The sequence below is a fragment of the Albirhodobacter sp. R86504 genome, assembly GCF_042466415.1.
GTDB lineage: Bacteria > Pseudomonadota > Alphaproteobacteria > Rhodobacterales > Rhodobacteraceae > Albirhodobacter.
This window is the reverse complement of the sequence record NZ_JAXHCH010000002.1, coordinates 2,300,360-2,316,279: the sequence shown is the minus strand read 5'-3', so window position 1 is coordinate 2,316,279 and position 15,920 is coordinate 2,300,360. Positions and strand designations below refer to the sequence as shown.

Annotated in this window: 15 protein-coding genes; 10 read left to right on the top strand and 5 right to left on the bottom strand. The window is 58.0% G+C overall.

Annotation, left to right across the window (positions count from 1 at the left end; translation table 11 throughout):
* Positions 1 to 5: 5 nt before the first annotated feature.
* Positions 6 to 737, top strand: a complete 732-nt coding sequence (ubiG, locus tag SJY32_RS13195; protein WP_376876155.1) for a bifunctional 2-polyprenyl-6-hydroxyphenol methylase/3-demethylubiquinol 3-O-methyltransferase UbiG — start codon at positions 6 to 8, stop codon at positions 735 to 737.
* On the opposite strand, the gene SJY32_RS13190 is transcribed toward ubiG, so the two are convergent.
* Together SJY32_RS13190 and SJY32_RS13185 are read right to left on the bottom strand one after the other, a co-directional pair.
* Positions 738 to 1,367, bottom strand: coding sequence for an NrsF family protein (locus tag SJY32_RS13190; protein ID WP_376876152.1), 630 nt, complete (start codon positions 1,365 to 1,367; stop codon positions 738 to 740).
* Positions 1,364 to 1,903: a sigma-70 family RNA polymerase sigma factor gene (locus tag SJY32_RS13185; RefSeq protein WP_376876149.1), complete on the bottom strand. Its 540-nt coding sequence runs from the start codon at positions 1,901 to 1,903 to the stop codon at positions 1,364 to 1,366. The genes SJY32_RS13190 and SJY32_RS13185 overlap by 4 nt, the downstream gene beginning before the upstream one ends.
* Positions 1,904 to 2,180: 277 nt before the next feature.
* Here SJY32_RS13185 and hslV point away from each other — a divergent pair, with 277 nt between their 5' ends.
* The 4 genes from hslV to SJY32_RS13165 all read left to right on the top strand — a co-directional run bounded on the left by hslV (position 2,181) and on the right by SJY32_RS13165 (position 6,289).
* Positions 2,181 to 2,738, top strand: coding sequence for an ATP-dependent protease subunit HslV (gene hslV, locus SJY32_RS13180; protein ID WP_376876146.1), 558 nt, complete (start codon positions 2,181 to 2,183; stop codon positions 2,736 to 2,738).
* Positions 2,731 to 3,813 carry a hypothetical protein gene (locus SJY32_RS13175; protein ID WP_376876143.1) on the top strand — a complete coding sequence of 361 codons (1,083 nt, stop codon included), beginning with the start codon at positions 2,731 to 2,733 and terminating at the stop codon, positions 3,811 to 3,813. Before hslV ends, SJY32_RS13175 begins: the two co-directional genes overlap by 8 nt.
* A 1-nt stretch (position 3,814) precedes the next feature.
* Positions 3,815 to 5,113 carry an ATP-dependent protease ATPase subunit HslU gene (gene hslU / locus SJY32_RS13170; RefSeq protein WP_376876140.1) on the top strand — a complete coding sequence of 433 codons (1,299 nt, stop codon included), beginning with the start codon at positions 3,815 to 3,817 and terminating at the stop codon, positions 5,111 to 5,113.
* 63 nt (positions 5,114 to 5,176) lie between these two features.
* Positions 5,177 to 6,289 carry an alpha/beta hydrolase gene (locus tag SJY32_RS13165; RefSeq protein ID WP_376876137.1) on the top strand — a complete coding sequence of 371 codons (1,113 nt, stop codon included), beginning with the start codon at positions 5,177 to 5,179 and terminating at the stop codon, positions 6,287 to 6,289.
* Here SJY32_RS13165 and SJY32_RS13160 read toward each other — a convergent pair.
* Together SJY32_RS13160 and SJY32_RS13155 are read right to left on the bottom strand one after the other, a co-directional pair.
* On the bottom strand, positions 6,286 to 6,909 hold the full coding sequence (locus SJY32_RS13160) for a Smr/MutS family protein (RefSeq protein WP_376876134.1): 624 nt from the start codon (positions 6,907 to 6,909) through the stop codon (positions 6,286 to 6,288). The two genes, SJY32_RS13165 and SJY32_RS13160, sit on opposite strands and share 4 nt — an antisense overlap.
* Positions 6,910 to 6,984: 75 nt before the next feature.
* Positions 6,985 to 7,644 carry a Tim44/TimA family putative adaptor protein gene (locus SJY32_RS13155; protein WP_376876131.1) on the bottom strand — a complete coding sequence of 220 codons (660 nt, stop codon included), beginning with the start codon at positions 7,642 to 7,644 and terminating at the stop codon, positions 6,985 to 6,987.
* Positions 7,645 to 7,766: 122 nt separating this feature from the next.
* On the opposite strand from SJY32_RS13155, the gene SJY32_RS13150 reads away from it, so the two are divergent.
* The 5 genes from SJY32_RS13150 (at position 7,767) to SJY32_RS13130 (ending at position 14,977) form a co-directional block, all read left to right on the top strand.
* A complete protein-coding gene (locus SJY32_RS13150) occupies positions 7,767 to 8,315 on the top strand; it encodes an FxsA family protein (RefSeq protein WP_376876128.1) in 549 nt (182 codons plus the stop codon).
* Positions 8,316 to 8,397: 82 nt separating this feature from the next.
* Positions 8,398 to 8,895 carry a protein-export chaperone SecB gene (gene secB / locus SJY32_RS13145; RefSeq protein WP_376876125.1) on the top strand — a complete coding sequence of 166 codons (498 nt, stop codon included), beginning with the start codon at positions 8,398 to 8,400 and terminating at the stop codon, positions 8,893 to 8,895.
* Between the two features lie 66 nt (positions 8,896 to 8,961).
* Positions 8,962 to 9,510 carry an isopentenyl-diphosphate Delta-isomerase gene (locus SJY32_RS13140; protein WP_376876122.1) on the top strand — a complete coding sequence of 183 codons (549 nt, stop codon included), beginning with the start codon at positions 8,962 to 8,964 and terminating at the stop codon, positions 9,508 to 9,510.
* A 116-nt stretch (positions 9,511 to 9,626) separates the two neighbouring features.
* On the top strand, positions 9,627 to 11,420 hold the full coding sequence (locus SJY32_RS13135; protein ID WP_376876119.1) for an autotransporter assembly complex family protein: 1,794 nt from the start codon (positions 9,627 to 9,629) through the stop codon (positions 11,418 to 11,420).
* The gene (locus tag SJY32_RS13130; RefSeq protein WP_376876116.1) at positions 11,420 to 14,977 is read left to right on the top strand and encodes a translocation/assembly module TamB domain-containing protein; all 3,558 of its coding nucleotides are present in this window, start codon (positions 11,420 to 11,422) and stop codon (positions 14,975 to 14,977) included. The genes SJY32_RS13135 and SJY32_RS13130 overlap by 1 nt, the downstream gene beginning before the upstream one ends.
* On the opposite strand, the gene SJY32_RS13125 is transcribed toward SJY32_RS13130, so the two are convergent.
* On the bottom strand, positions 14,974 to 15,840 hold the full coding sequence (locus SJY32_RS13125; protein WP_376876113.1) for a YihY/virulence factor BrkB family protein: 867 nt from the start codon (positions 15,838 to 15,840) through the stop codon (positions 14,974 to 14,976). The genes SJY32_RS13130 and SJY32_RS13125 overlap by 4 nt on opposite strands.
* Positions 15,841 to 15,920 lie beyond the last annotated feature (80 nt).

The following is a 15,920-nucleotide window of genomic DNA, read 5'->3' as shown; positions in this document are numbered from 1 at the left end:
AAGTGATGAATTCGGTTGATCCAGCAGAAGTGGCGAAATTTGAGGCAATGGCGGCGGAGTGGTGGGACCCCAACGGGAAGTTCAAACCGCTTCATATGCTCAATCCGTGCCGGCTGGACTATTTGACGTCACAGATCGCGGCGGAGTTTGGCAGGGATCTGACGACAGCCCTGCCGTTTGCGGGGCTTCGACTCCTCGATATCGGCTGCGGTGGAGGCTTGCTGTCCGAACCAATGGCGCGGCTCGGTGCAACAGTGGTCGGGGCGGATGCGGCTGCGGGAAATATCCCCGTCGCTCAACTGCATGCCAAACAGTCAGGCCTCGACATTGATTATCGCCATTGCGCCGCGGAAGATCTGGCCGCCGACGGCGAACAGTTCGACGTCGTGATGGCCATGGAAATCATCGAGCATGTCGAGAACCCGCAAGCCTTCGTGCAGACCTGCGCGAGCCTGCTCAAGGCGGACGGGCTGATGCTGTGCTCCACACTCAACCGCAATCCAAAGAGCTTCATGATGGCGATTGTCGGCGCGGAATGGGTTATGCGATGGTTGCCCAAAGGCACGCATGAATGGTCGAAGTTCATCACGCCCGACGAGCTATATGAGTTGATCCGCGGCGCTAGCCTATCGCCGATGGATCGCAAGGGAATGGTCTTCAATCCCATCACTTGGGGTTGGTCGCTATCGGATCGCGACCTCTCGGTGAACTACGTCACCGCCAGTGTGAAGCGCTGATCACCAGCGCAACACCCTCGGCCCCAAAAACGCACCGATCAAGGCAACAATCGCAATGCCCAGCGCATACCAAGTTCCATAAAAAAGAGGATTATCCTCTGTGCAATGGGTCGCGTAAATCAAAGTACCGGCACCGCCGGACACCAATCCCGCCAAGGCACCGCCAAGGCGTGGATTGGTGACCGCACCCGCGCGCATCGCCAGAAGTGTTGCCGCGAGGAAGGAAGCCGAGATCATCGGGATTGAGACGAGGCAATGCGGAATTGTCTGACCGATAAACCCGTTGATGATGCCGCCCGAGGGGGTAACGAACATCCCAAAGGCGATCGTCACAAGAGCCAGAACCGGCAAAATCAAGAGCGCCCCGCGCCCAACCTTCATTTGCGGCCGCGTTAACGCGATCATCGCAGGAAAGACGGCGGTCAACACGACGGCAGGCAGGACAAATTTTCCAGCGACCATCGGATCGCCCAAAAGATCGAGCAAGTCCGGACGATAGCCAAGAACCGCAAAATAGATGCCCAAAGAAACTACCAACGCCGGCAGCGCGGTCATCGCCAAGACTTGAACAGTGTTTGAGCGCGCCTGTGTGTCTTGCGACATTGCGGCAATCAGATCATCGGTGTTCATATCTCAATTAACCTTTCCCTCAGCTGGGCAAGTTTGCTGAGACTACGATGCAGCATGACCCGCACCGCGCCCTCCGTCATTTCCATCATCGCTCCGGTCTCCGCGAAGCTTCGGCCTTCCACGCCAATCGCCCGAACCACCTTCGCCGCGCGCGGCTCAAGCCGGGCGATCATCACATCAATATCGCCCTTCTCGGTCGGGCATGTTTCCGGCTCAGCCGGCAGCCCGTCCGAGAACTCCTCGATCGGGACCATGACGCGTGTCCCGCGTTTGCGGAATGCGTCGATCACCTTGTGTCGCGCAATGGCATAAACCCATGGCGCAACAGGGTCTTCTTCACGCCACGTCTGCCGTCGCGTGTGGATAGCGAGCAAGACTTCCTGCACGATATCCTCTGCATCAACGCCGCCTCCGCGCCGATGCACGACAGCACGGATGACGGGGGTCACGGAGGTCAGAAACAACCCGTAAGCTTTTGCATCTCCTGCATTTGCAGCGCGAAGCAACTCCGACCAATCATGGGTTTTGTCGTGCATTCTAATTCCGATACGTTGTCAGCAGGCCGATTGTTACAGACTGAAGAAGAAAAACACCCGAAAAAATCAAGATCATCTAAACGTGACCCGAAATGCCGACGCAATTGTGCACAAAACCTATATTTTATGGATCGTTAGGGTTTGCAGACTGCCTTTGTTGCCCGCGCGTTTAATGTCGGGGGCTGCACGCAAAAGGTGAAGCTTTCACCCTACCCTTGCCCTTTTGCCCGTGAACGCCCAAGTCTTGCGATGATAGGTTTCTAGATATGAGGGCATCATGGCGGACGATAAATTTCCCGGCTGGCACGGAACAACGATCATCGGCGTTCGCAAGGGCGGGCGCGTCGTGGTTGCGGGTGACGGGCAAGTCAGTCTCGGCCAAACCGTCATAAAAGGGTCCGCGCGAAAAGTTCGTCGCCTCAATCCGGGCGGAAATGAGGTTGTTTGCGGGTTTGCGGGCTCAACCGCTGATGCATTCACTTTGCTGGAGCGCCTGGAGAAAAAACTCGAAGCCGCGCCGGGACAATTGGCACGTGCTTGCGTCGAACTGGCGAAGGATTGGCGGATGGATAAATACCTGCGCAATCTGGAAGCGATGCTGATCGTCACCGATGGCAAAGATCTGTTTATTCTTACCGGCGCGGGCGATGTGTTGGAGCCTGAACACGATATCGCCGCGATCGGATCGGGTGGTAACTTCGCGCTCGCCGCAGCCCGCGGTTTGTTTGAGAGCGATCTCGACGCGGAATCTATCGCGCGCAAGGCTATGGCGATTGCGTCGGATATTTGCGTTTACACAAATGGAAATCTGACCGTTGAGGTCATCGGTGAGTGATGTAACCCGCGACGACCTGCGTGCCTCGGTCGCAGCGGGCCACCTGTCCGAAGCGCAAGCCGCCAGTGTTCTGGCCCTTGCACAGGCCCGCGCAGGCAAGCGCATCGTCGAGGATGAGCCATTCGAACTGTTCAAAGGCTTTGCCGAGATTTTCGTATCGGTCGGCCTAGTGATTTTGATCACCGCGATAGGCGGCCTGACAGCCCTGTTCGGCTTTCCGCTCGTACTTGTGCTTGGCCTCGCGGCAGCAACTTGGGGGCTGGCGAAATATTTCACATTAAAGCGGCGCATGATGCTGCCCTCGATTGTCTTGGTCACCGCATTCGCGGCGCTTTTGGCCGCGCTCTCCACACAGGTGCTGATCAAAGCCCTGCCGAGCGATACCAATGTCACGATACCCGCCCTGCTTATCTTGGCGGGCGTCGGCGGCGGTCTGGTCATGTGGTACCGAACCTTCCGCGTTCCCTTTACGATGTTCCTGATCGGGGTCGTCGGCCTGATCGCCGCGCTAGTGATCACCGGCCATTTCGCGACCTTGAACGGAGTGTCTTTGCGCGGAATGCAGCTTGATCTGCGCACTGGCGCTAGCACAGCAATTGGCACGCTTTTGTTTGGTATCGGCGCGCTGATCGGCGGGCTTTGGTTTGATATGCGTGATCCCCACCGCCTCGGGCTGACATCTGCGTCTGGCTTCTGGCTTCATCTGCTGGCCGCGCCGGCGCTGGTGAACACCGTCGCCCTCACCTTTTACAAGATGGGACCAGGGCTAGGTTATGCGCTTCTGGGGGTCGCCCTGCTCTTGGTGTCAGTGCTCGCGCTGGTCATCGACCGCCGCTCGTTCCTGACCGCAGGCATTGGCTATCTCATCTTTTTGCTGAGCTACGCGATTTCAGACCGCTCCGACCCGCGATCATGGCTGGACGTTCTGCTGATCGTTGGCTTGTTCCTCACATTGCTCGGAACATTCTGGACGGATCTTCGCGCCCGCCTCATGCGGGGTTTGCCGGATTTCCCACTTAAAGACCGCCTTCCGCCCTATTCTACCGCCCCAGTGGCGCCCCAAACGGGAGTCTAACATGACCAACCTCACCCCTCGTGAAATTGTATCCGAACTAGATCGCTTCATCATTGGCCAAGCAGATGCGAAACGCGCTGTGGCGGTTGCGTTGCGCAATCGCTGGCGGCGTAAGCTTTTGGGGGATGATCTGCGTGACGAGGTCTATCCGAAGAACATCTTGATGATCGGACCGACCGGCGTCGGCAAAACGGAAATCTCCCGCAGGCTCGCCAAACTCGCCAAAGCGCCCTTCCTGAAGGTCGAGGCGACGAAATTTACCGAAGTCGGCTACGTGGGCCGCGACGTTGAGCAGATCATCCGCGATCTGACAGATACCGCGATGGTGGAAGCGCGCGCTCGCATGCGCGATGAGGTGAAATCCCGTGCCGAAGGTGCTGCGGAGGAGCGCGTCATCGAGGCGCTTGCCGGCACCGATGCGCGCGAAGCAACCCGCGAGATGTTCCGCAAGAAACTGAGGGCAGGGGAGCTCGATCAAAAGATTATCGAGCTAGAAGTCGCCGAGCAAACCGCGACGGTGCCGATGACCCTTGGCCAACCTGGGATGGAGGCCCAGATGCAAGGGTTGCAAGACCTGTTCAAGGCCTTCGGAACCCGTAAAACCCGCAAAAAGATGACAGTGGCGGAAAGCTATGAGGTTCTGGTTTCCGAGGAAGCCGATAAGCTATTGGATGACGAGGCGGTCAAAGCCGCCGCACTCGAAGCTGTTCAGGAATCCGGAATCGTTTTCATCGACGAGATCGACAAAGTGGCCGCCCGCGCCGAGACGCGGGGCGCGGATGTCTCGAGAGAAGGCGTGCAGCGTGATTTGCTACCGTTGATTGAGGGCACCACCGTTTCCACCAAGCACGGACCTGTGAAGACCGACCATATCCTGTTCATCGCGTCGGGCGCTTTCCATATCGCGAAACCGTCCGATCTTCTTCCAGAACTCCAAGGCCGCTTGCCAATCCGGGTTGAATTGCGGCCCCTGACGGAGGACGATTTTATCCGCATTCTCACCGAAACGGATAACGCCCTCACGCGGCAGTACACCGCCTTGATGGCCACCGAACAAGTTACCGTCACCTTTACCCAAGACGGGATCGCCGCGCTCGCGAAAATCGCGGCAGAGGTCAATCAGACGGTCGAAAATATCGGCGCACGGCGGCTTTATACCGTTATCGAACGGGTATTTGAGGAGTTGTCCTTCTCGGCACCGGATCGTGCCGGTGAAGAAGTGATCGTGGACGCCGCCTTCGTGGAAAAACATCTCGGCGATCTGAGCCGCTCGGCAGATCTGAGCCGCTACGTGCTCTGAACTTGGCAGTCCCTGCGCGCCTCGCTAGGGTATGCGCAGGGACTGCGCGCGATCGGAGATGACATGCGGATCTGGCACATCTACGCTCTCATTTTAATCGCAGGTTGTGCGCCGCGCGGTGCGATGGTTTTGATGCCAGAAGGCATCGAGGCCCAAGAAACCCGCGCGATTTATGTCGGGACAACACGATCCAAGGTACTGATTTCTCAAAGCATCGCGACCGATCCGGAGATGAGTGCCCTGGAGCGCGGTCGCTCAGACGACACGCGTTATCTGCGCGTCGATGTCGCAATTCCACCGGACCGCGTGGCAGGCGAGCTGACGATCGCGCAAAGCGGTAAAACGCCAGACCCGCGAAAAGATTTTCTGGCGGCACATGTCGAGGACTACCCATCGGCCTCTGCGCTCCGCGCTGATCTCGCACCGGCCTTGCGGGCGCAAGGCGGCGAAGCGGTGATCTTCGTGCACGGGTTCAATACGATTTTCGCGGAAGGTCTCTACCGGATGGCGCAGCTTGGGCAGGATCTCGAGTTGCCGGGCGTGCTTGTTCATTACGCATGGCCCTCCGCCGGGCAGCCTCTCGGCTATGCCTATGATCGCGATTCCGCCCTGTTCGCCCGCGACGGGCTACATGATCTCATCCAAGAGCTAAGCCGCGCGGGGGCGACTAAAATTGTGCTTTTGGGGCATTCGATGGGCTCTCAATTGGTGATGGAAACTCTGCGCGATCTATCCTCTCGCGATCCGAACCTTCTGCAAAACAAGATTGCGGGCGTCGCGCTGATGGCACCTGACATCGATGTATCGTTGTTTCGCGCGCAGGCGCATGACATCGGAGACCTGCCCGAACCGTTTATGATCTTCACCTCCAAACGCGATCCAATCTTGCGTCTTTCCGCCCGGCTTTCGGGCGAAGCCGATCGCCTCGGGCTGATCTCCGACCCAGAGCGGCTTGCGGATCTGCGTGTCACATTGGTCGAGGTGAGTGCCTTTAGCGGGTCTGATCCGCATTTTCTGCTCGGCTCATCTCCGAGCTTAATGGCCCTTTTGCGGAACGGCTCCATCGTCAATGCCGCGCTGGCCTCGGGTCAGCAGGGTCGCGCGGGGCTGATACCGGGCGTGGTTTTGACGGTACAAAACGCGACGAGCATCGCGCTTTCCCCCATCACCGACTAGCGCCGCCGGAGGTAGACGTAATAAGCGCCGCCGCCGCCATGTTTGAGATGCGCCTGCGTAACCTGTAAAACAGCTTGCCCCAATGGCGGCAGGCGTAACCATTGCGGAACTTGGTGGCGCAAAATGCCACGACGGACAGGGATTGGCCCATAATCATCCGCCATTTTCCCCTTTCCGGTGATGACCAACACAAGACGGCATCCCCGATCCTGCGCATTCAGGATAAACCGGATCAGCTCGGGGTGTGCTTCGTTCACCGTCATTCCATGGAGATCGATCTTGCTCTCCGGCTCGATCCGCCCGCGCGTCATTTTCTGATGCTTCTTGCGATCCATTTGAACGGGCTGCGCGGCGAGATGATCGGCAACCGAAGGCGCAAGATCAAGACGGAGACGCTTTGACGGGGCCGCCGTCCCGATCCGGAGATCTTTGAGACTTGGGACAATTGCGGGCACGGATTGCGTTTTTTTGGAAAGAGGGGCCTCGGCTTTCGGCGGGTTAAGCCCCGCGACAAACGCCTCGCGCTCATCCGCTTTGGGCGGTCGAACGGGCTGGGTTGTTGCCGCGACACGCGACCAAAGTTCGCGTTCCTCTGCGGAAAGCTTGCGACGACGCTTCATCTGCGCACCATGCAAAACGCCGCCCCGAAGGCGGCGTCGGGTTGGCCCCGCAAAGGATACCAACCGCACATCGCCTCAATCGCCTGTCGCGACGAGGCGCCAGTTTGGATCATTTGCGCCCATGACACGGGAAAATGTCCAACTGTCGCGCTGTTTGCGGGACACTTTCGGATCACCCTCAACGATTTCACCATCCGCATTGCGCACGGCAGTTACCATCTCTCCGGTGAACCGCACCGTGATTTCCGCCTCATTCGTGGAGCGGTCAAACTGTGCATCGCTCAAAACCAACTGGCGGACACCCAAAAACTCCCCTTCGACCCGAAGGCCGTTCGCGGCACGCTGCTCAACAACGCCGTTGAAGGCGTCGAACACCTCGGGTGCGAGGAACGGGCGGATACGCTCCATCTCGCCCTTATCAAAAGCAACGAGGATCATCTCATACGCGCCGCGTGCCCCCGACAGGAATTTGGTGACGGAGAACTCTGGCTCGACGCGCTTCATGGCCGAGAGCGGCTCCAACGCGGTTGAGCCCTCGGGAAGATTGTCGATGATGTCATGATCGGGACCGCCGTCGATCACCTCAAAACTGCGGTTCGACCGCTTAGCTTCCGGCTCATCCTCGATCAGCGGCTTTTCATATCCTTCGCGCGTGCCGAGGATCGATTTCAACCGCAGGACCAGAAAGACAGCTATCGCGGCCAGAACCAGAACCTGAATGACGGAATCGTCCATTTGCATAATCCTTTGCACGCTATTGTGATACTCGGGGTTGGTATCGGCATGATTGCACACTTATGTAGGGCAGGGGCGGGATCAAGTCCACCGCCTGCCAAACTTGTTGTTGGGAGATGCTAATGTGGATTCTAATCGCCTTTATTCTCGTTCCGCTGATTGAGATCGGCCTTTTCATCCAAGTCGGGGGCTTGATCGGTCTTTGGCCAACCTTGGGTGTCGTTCTGTTAACGGCGGTCGTGGGAACCTCCTTGGTACGAAGCCAAGGCGCACAGGCGATGGCGGATCTGCGTGGGTCTATGGCCGAGTTACGCGATCCGATGGCCCCCTTGGCGCATGGCGCGATGATCCTGCTTGCGGGCGCGTTGCTTCTGACGCCGGGCTTCTTCACTGACACCTGCGGTATTTTGCTTCTCATTCCTAAAGTGCGTCAATTTGCCATCCGCGAGTTTGGCAAACGCGTCACTGTTGCGAAATTTGAAATGGGCAGCCGTGCAGGCGGTTTCAGTGCAGGATTTGGCGGCGGCCCTCAGCAAAACGACCCAAGTGCGCATCCCTTTCGTCGCGGCGCGCCGCAAGATGGTGTGATCGACGGCGATTACTCCGAGGTTGAGGCCGATCCGAACCAAATTGGCAATCGTCCGTCAGGATGGACGAAGCCGAAAGAGTGATGCACCGCCGCCTTCTTTTTCTTGGCATTGAGTGGCGCGGCGCCTCCTGCTACACAATGCCCAACGAAATTGGGAGACATCTATGACCGAGCACACCAACGGCGCCGCACCGCAGGTTCCGCAAGTTAAAATGAGCATTCTCGCGCAATTCATCCGTGACATGTCCTTCGAAAATGCGCTCGCGCAAAAAGGTCTGCAAAACGCGGATGTATCGCCCGAGATCCAAGTTCAGGTCAGCTTGGACGCCCGCAAGCGCGCCGCAGATCATCAGTATGAAGTGTCCACCAAGTTCCGCATCAATTCGAAGAACAAGAATGACGATGCGACGCTTTATCTGCTGGAGCTAGACTACGCAGGCATTTTCCATGTCGAGAACGTGCCGGAAGAACATCTCCATGCGTTTTTGCTGATTGAATGCCCACGCATGATCTTCCCTTACGTGCGCCGCGTCGTATCTGATGTGACGCGCGATGGCGGCTTCCCTCCGTTCATGTTGGAGCCCGTCGATTTTGCAGCACTCTACCGCCAGCAAATGCAGCGCGTGGCAGCCGAGGCGCAGAACACCACCGCGGACGCCTGATCGTATATCCCCGTTTTACGCCGCCCTGGTTTGTTCGGGGCGGCGTTTTTATGTCCGGAGGTCGCCATGCCGATTGATGCTGCACAGACTGTCCCGCAAATGATCCCCGCTTGGGTGGAAGGCGTGCTTACCCCTGTGGAAAAGCTTGCCGTACATCAACGCGGCCTCAAACATCAGGCGGTTTCGGTTTTCGTCATGTCGGGGCGCTATGTTTTGTTGCAGCAAAGGGCAGCGGCCAAATATCATTCGGGCGGGAAGTGGTCGAACACGTGTTGCACGCACCCCCAGTGGGGCGAGGCCTTCGACATATGCGCCCAGCGCAGGTTATATGAGGAGATGGGAATCAGGGGCCTGTCCCTCTTGCCAGTCGGCCAAGTTGAATACCGTGCCGAGGTTGGCGGCGGGCTTATCGAGCATGAGGTCGTCGAGCTCTACGTGGCGCAATGCGACAGAAATCTCCCACTCGTGCTAAATCCTGACGAGGCGCAAGCTTCCCGCTGGATCGAGTTCGGCGCACTAAAGGCGGATGTCGCCGCAAATCCGGACCAGTATTCGGCATGGCTGTCGATCTACTTGCGCGACCACTCTGAGCGGATTTCGCTCACGCTTTCGTGACTTAGCGCCGAGCTGCGGCGAATCCTCGCGCAAACCCGCGTCATGCCCTTTCATTTATGGCGATTTACTGCGACTCTCAAAGCACGGGATTGTTTTGACAGGGGCTAGGCGCGGCAGTGGCACAGAAGAATTTGATCGGCGGACTCGCTTTCGCCTGTGTGTTGAGTGGTCAAGCAGCTCTCGCGCTTGATTTTTCTTTCCTCGCACCGGGAGCACGCGGTGATCTTTGGGAGGCAATTGCAACGGCGTCTCTGACACGTGAATCCACAATCGCGGACGATTCCGACGAGCAGAGCATCTTTGCCGCAGCCCGTGCGGATTATGCGCGGATCGTCTCGGCGCTTTATGACAACGGATACTATTCGCCCCAAGTCTCCATCAAACTCAACGGCCGCGAGGCATCCTCCATCGCGCCTCTCGATGTTCCCAAATCCCTGTCAACAGTGACGGTGCGGATCAACATTGGTGAGCAATTCAAATTTAAACGCGCGACTGTTGAACCATTGGCCCCCAAAACCGAACTTCCCGACGGGTTCCGCGAGGGCGAAATCGCGCGATCAAGCTTGATCATCGACGCCGCCCGCGAAGGCGTCAGCGCGTGGCGCGATATTGGACATGCGAAAGCCGATGTCGGCAAGCAATCGGTCACCGCGAACCACCGTGAAAACACGCTCGCCGCTGAGATTGAGCTCGCTCCAGGGCCAGTAGCACGGTTCGGGGAGTTGACGATGAAAGGGTATAATCGTCTGCGCCCGGCGCGCCTCGCGAAGATCGCAGGGTTCCCCGAAGGCGAAATTTATAGCCCCGAGGAACTAGCGACAGTTTCAACCCGCCTGCGGCGCACCGGTATTTTCAGTTCCGTCAGCCTGACCGAAGCCGATCAGTTGAATCCCGATAATTCACTTGATGTTGCCTTGGCCGTTGTCGAGGCCAAGACGCGGCGTATCGGCGCCGGTGTCGAGATTGCCACATTAGAGGGGATAACCCTGTCCACCTATTGGCTACATCGTAATTTGTTTGGCGGCGGAGAGGGTCTGCGGATCGATGGCGAGGTCGGTGATATCGGCGGCACGCTCAGCGGGGTTGACTACGGCCTCTCCGCGCGGATCGATCGTCCGGCAACCTTCACGCCCGACACAACTGCTTATATCGAAACGGAAGTCGCGCGCGACGATGAACCCGACGACCTTACAAAAAGCGTAAACCTCGAGTTTGGTGTCTCCCATATCTTCCATCCCCGGCTGACGGGTGAGCTCGGGATCGCCTATCGCTGGTCGGATACAACCGAGGATACGACGCGCACCATCTTCCGCCAGATCGCATTCCCGGGAAATCTAACGTTCGATAACCGCGATGAGCCGTTAAATGCGACGAAGGGCTATTATGGATCGCTGGATGCGACACCTTTTTACGGACTTGGCGAAGAAACCGGAACCGGCATCCAGCTGAAGGCGGATGCACGGGCCTATCGGGGCTTTGGCGAGGACGCGAAATATGTTCTGGCCGCACGCCTCCAAGCAGGCTCTGTTCTAGGGTCTGATCTTGAGGAAACGCCACGTGATTACCTGTTCTATTCAGGTGGCGGCGGCACAGTACGCGGCCATCCTTACGAATCTTTAGGCGTCAGTGTCCTTGATGGGGGCACACGTGAAACAGGCGGCGCGGCATTCCTCGCAGCTTCGGGAGAAATTCGGGCAAATGTCACCGAAACCATCGGGATCGTCGCGTTTTATGACACCGGTTATGTCGGCGCGACGAGCTTCTCGGACGGCGAATGGCAAACAGGCGCGGGCCTTGGCCTTCGGTACAACACGGGCATCGGCCCGATCCGCCTCGATGTTGCGGGCCCCGTATCGGGCAGCACAGGCGACGGTGGGCAAATTTATATCGGGATCGGGCAGGCTTTCTGATGCGTATTCTATCACCCCTCATTCTCACCGTTGCTTTGGCCTCAACGCCGTTCACTACATCCTTCGCGCAAGAGGCCACGGATACCGCCCAACAAGCCGAACGTGACCGCAGCTATCTCACAGGGTTGATCGAAGATAACCTCTCCGGCGATGGTCGCACTGTGCGTATCGACGGCTTCAAAGGGGCACTGTCCTCGAAAGCGACCTTCGATTTGATGACCATTTCGGATGCTGATGGCGCATGGTTGACGATCGTAGATGGCGCAATCGCGTGGAACCGCTCCGCGTTGCTGCGCGGTGCGATTGAGGTTGATGAGTTGAGCGCCGCGGAGATCAATCTCCCGCGTCTTCCAGGCTCATCTGACGAGTCCGCCGCGCCATCACCAGAGGCGCAACCGTTTTCGCTGCCGGATCTGCCTGTGTCGATCGAACTGGGAAAGCTGGACGTCCAGAAGCTTACGCTCGGCGAGCCGATCATCGGTGAGGCCCTCACAGCCGAATTGAGCGGCTCCATGCGGATCGCGGATGGCGAAGGAGAGGCCACACTCGATCTCCAACGAACAGATAAGGACGCGGAGATCACGCTCTCTGCAAGTTTTGCAAACGCGACGCGACAGCTCGGGATCGATCTTTTGATGCGTGAGGCGCAGAACGGCATTATCGCGCGGAAAACTGGCATTCCTGACGCGCCGGCGCTCACCCTTGCGCTGGCGGGGAGCGGGCCGCTTGAAAACTTCGGCGCGACCGTGCGGATGACCTCCAACGGCTCCGAGCGCCTCGCCGGAAAAGTTCAGATTTTGGCAGGCGATGATGAGGGCGAGACGGCGTTTAGCGTCGATCTTCAAGGCGATTTCGCGCCACTCATGCCCACCGAGTATCGCGCGTTTTTCGGGTCTAACACGGCGCTTATTGCCGAAGGCTCTAGCGGTGGCGATGGCCAATTCAGCCTCCAAAACCTGAAGCTGGAAAGCGCCGCGCTAAAGGTCAACGGCTCACTTGATCTTTTACCAGGTGGCCTACCGCAACGTTTCAACCTTGAGACGCTTATCGGATTAGGGGATGAGCCTGTCTTGCTTCCTATCTCGGGCGCGGAAACTTACGTCGACGGCGCGCAGATCACATTGGCCTATGATCAGGCGCGTGGTGATGGGTGGAAACTGTCCGGCAGCGTCGACGGGATCGAGCGTGAGGAAGGCAGCTTCAAGACAGTTATGCTGTCGGGTTCCGGCCGTATCCGGCCTGACGATACTGCGCCATCCATAGGCGGAACGGTGCGATTGTCGGCGCAAGGCATCGCGCTGAAAGATCCAGCCCTGCAAGCAGCGACAGGGGAAACCATCGACTTGCAGACCATCTTCACTTGGCAAGCCGACGCGCCCTTGCGATTGAGCCGTATGACTTTGGACGGGGCCGGATATTCGGCGAGCGGTCAAATTTCATTCGACGATCTGGCGGGCGGCTTGGACATTCAAGCGGCGTTGACGGCAGAGCACGAAACGCTGGAGCGCCTCTCTCTCCTAACCGGCCAAAATCTCGGCGGCGCCCTATCGGCCGAGATCACTGGCACGGCGACCGCATTGAGTGGAGCATTCGATATTGATGCACAAATCACCGGCGAAAACCTCGCAAGTGGTATCGCCGAAATCGACCCTATCCTGGCCGGAACGAGCGCCATTAAAGTGTCTGCGAAGCGTGACGAAACAGGTCTTGTTTTACGCACCGCCACGCTATCTACGCGTGGCATTGACGCGGAGGCCTCGGGAACTCTGTCCTCCGATGCGACTGACATCAGCGCCGATCTAAATGTCAAAGACCTGTCCTTGACGCAAACCGGAGTACGTGGCGCGATTGATTTGACCGCCCGCGTCACGGCGCAAGGCGCGAAGCGAGAGATCACGCTCAACGGGGTTGGGAATGGCATCTCCACGCAAATCGCAGAAGTGAATAAGATCCTCGCGGGAGCGTTGAATTTATCGGTCGTCGCACAAGAGGAGAATGGTCGCATCACCCTGCAACAAGCGGATCTCAGCAATGCGCAGGTATCGATCAACGCCGATGGCATCGTTGCTGACGGTAATCAGAACTTCAATATTGACGCGCGGCTCGCCAATGCAGCCTTGCTCGCGCCTGATTTCCCTGGGCCATTGACCGTCAGCGGCAGCATCGCAGGCACAGCCCAACGCTACCAGCTTGATCTTAATGCCTCTGGTCCGGGCGGAACACAGGCGGCTGTAACGGGCGGACTGGATGCCGCGTTGCAAAATCTTGCGCTCCAAATCACGGGCAATACCGAGCTCGCGCTCGCAAACGCCTTCATCGAGCCGCGGTCGCTGCAAGGTCCTCTCGGCTTTGATCTGGCGATCAATGGTGCGCCATCGCTCGCGGCGGTATCAGGGAAGATCGTGGCGAACAACGCCCGTCTCGTTGCGCCTGCGCTTGGCCTCATCTTGGAGAACGTCGATCTCACGACCGATCTCGCCAACTTGCGAGCACAGGTGAATGTTGGAGCGCAGCTTTCAACAGGGGGTACGTTGACGCTATCGGGGCCGATTTCACTCGATGCGCCCAATACGGCGGATCTTACCATTCAGCTCAACCAACTCATGCTTCGCGATCCCGAGCTATATGAGACTTCGGTCTCCGGACAGGTCGCCATCAATGGGCCTTTGACCGGCGGCGCCCGGATCACAGGCGCGCTACAGCTCGCCAATACAGAGCTGCGGATTCCGTCGACAGGGATCACTTCGATCGCGGAAATCCCGGACATTGATCACGTCAATGAAAGCGCAGCAACGCGTGAGACACGTCAAAAAGCGGGGCTCATTGAGACCGCGGCCGAGAGTGCCGCGGCGGCGGGGCCGGCATTCCCCATCGATCTCACGATCTCGGCGCCTCGGGAGATCTTTGTGCGTGGGCGCGGCTTGGACGCAGAATTGGGCGGATCGCTTCGCGTTACGGGCAGCACGGCAAATGTGATCCCGATCGGGCAATTCAGTTTGATCCGTGGACGCCTCGATATCCTTGGCAAACGTTTCACACTGGATGAGGGGCAGGTGGCTTTGCAGGGGGCTTTGGTGCCTTGGATCCGCTTCCTCGCGACAACGGAAAGCGATGATGTCACAACGACGGTTCAGATCGAAGGTGATGCAACATCGCCAGAGATTACTCTCTATTCCAGCCCGGAACTCCCCCAAGAAGAAGTCTTGGCGCGGATTTTGTTCAGCCGCGATATCACATCCCTCTCGGCGCTTCAGGCCGCGCAATTGGCATCGGCCGTTGCAAGCCTCGCGGGCAAAGGTGGCGCAGGGATCATTTCGAAACTTCGGGAGAGCACGGGGCTAGACGATCTTGATGTCTCTACCGACGATTCAGGAAACGCAGAGCTGACCGTGGGCAAGTATATCTCAGAGAAGGTCTACACCGACGTATCCGTGGCCTCCGATGGGACATCCGAGATCACTCTCAATCTCGATGTCACGTCCAACATCACCGCGCGCGGAAGTGTTGGCACTGATGGAACAAGCGGGATCGGCGTCTTCTACGAGAAAGACTATTAATCCTTAAAGCCATTCGGAAGATTGGGGCGGTGCTTAAGTTCAGCATTGATCGCCGCCCCAACCAAAATGACGTAGGCGGAAATATAGAGCCACATGAGCAAGGCGATGACGGCGCCAATCGAGCCGTAGACGCGATTATACGCTCCGAAATTGGCGATATAATACGAGAAACCAAGAGAACCGATCGCCCAACCGCAGGCTGCAACCAGCGCACCGATACTGAACCAGCCGGCACGGGATTCTGGTTGGCTTGGGCCGAAGCGATACAAGATCGCAAGGCCCGAAAAAATCAATACGATCATCATCAGCCAAGGCAGTTCTGTCAAAAGCCATTCACGTAGTATGCCCAGCGGGAGGAAGGCGATCGCAATCGGCACAACGATGATGATCGCGAAGGCGGCCAAAGTCGTTGCAACTAGCGCAAGCGTGATCGCGTAACCGGCCAAAACACCGCGCAGCACCTGTCGCGATGGACAACGGTGAATAACATTTATCCCTTGAACCAATGCCTGCACGCCCGCCCGCGCCGAGAACAAGGCAATCGCGACGGAAACTGCCGTCGCCCACCCCAACGTCGCCCTCGGACCAGACAATAACGCGTTGATCTGATTGCTCAGCAGACGATAAGCCTCGGGCGGGATAAATCCTTCGGCAACGTCGAGATATTGGGCGATGATATTCGGGTCTGAAACCAAACTCCAAAGGGCGATCGTCGCTGTTGTGGCGGGGAAAATCGCGAAGATCGCGTAAAATGCCACCCCTGCGGCGATCAAGCCGATATGGCCCGCTTGCAGGCGGTTCATGACGTTGCGGGCGAAGACCCAGCACGCTGCGACAAGCGGGTGTTGAATGAGTGTGTTCATCCGCGCAGCTTTACGCGTTCGAACAGCAGGCGCAACTTGTCAGAGCCAATTGCTTGTGGTCTCCTCACCACAACGGAGGA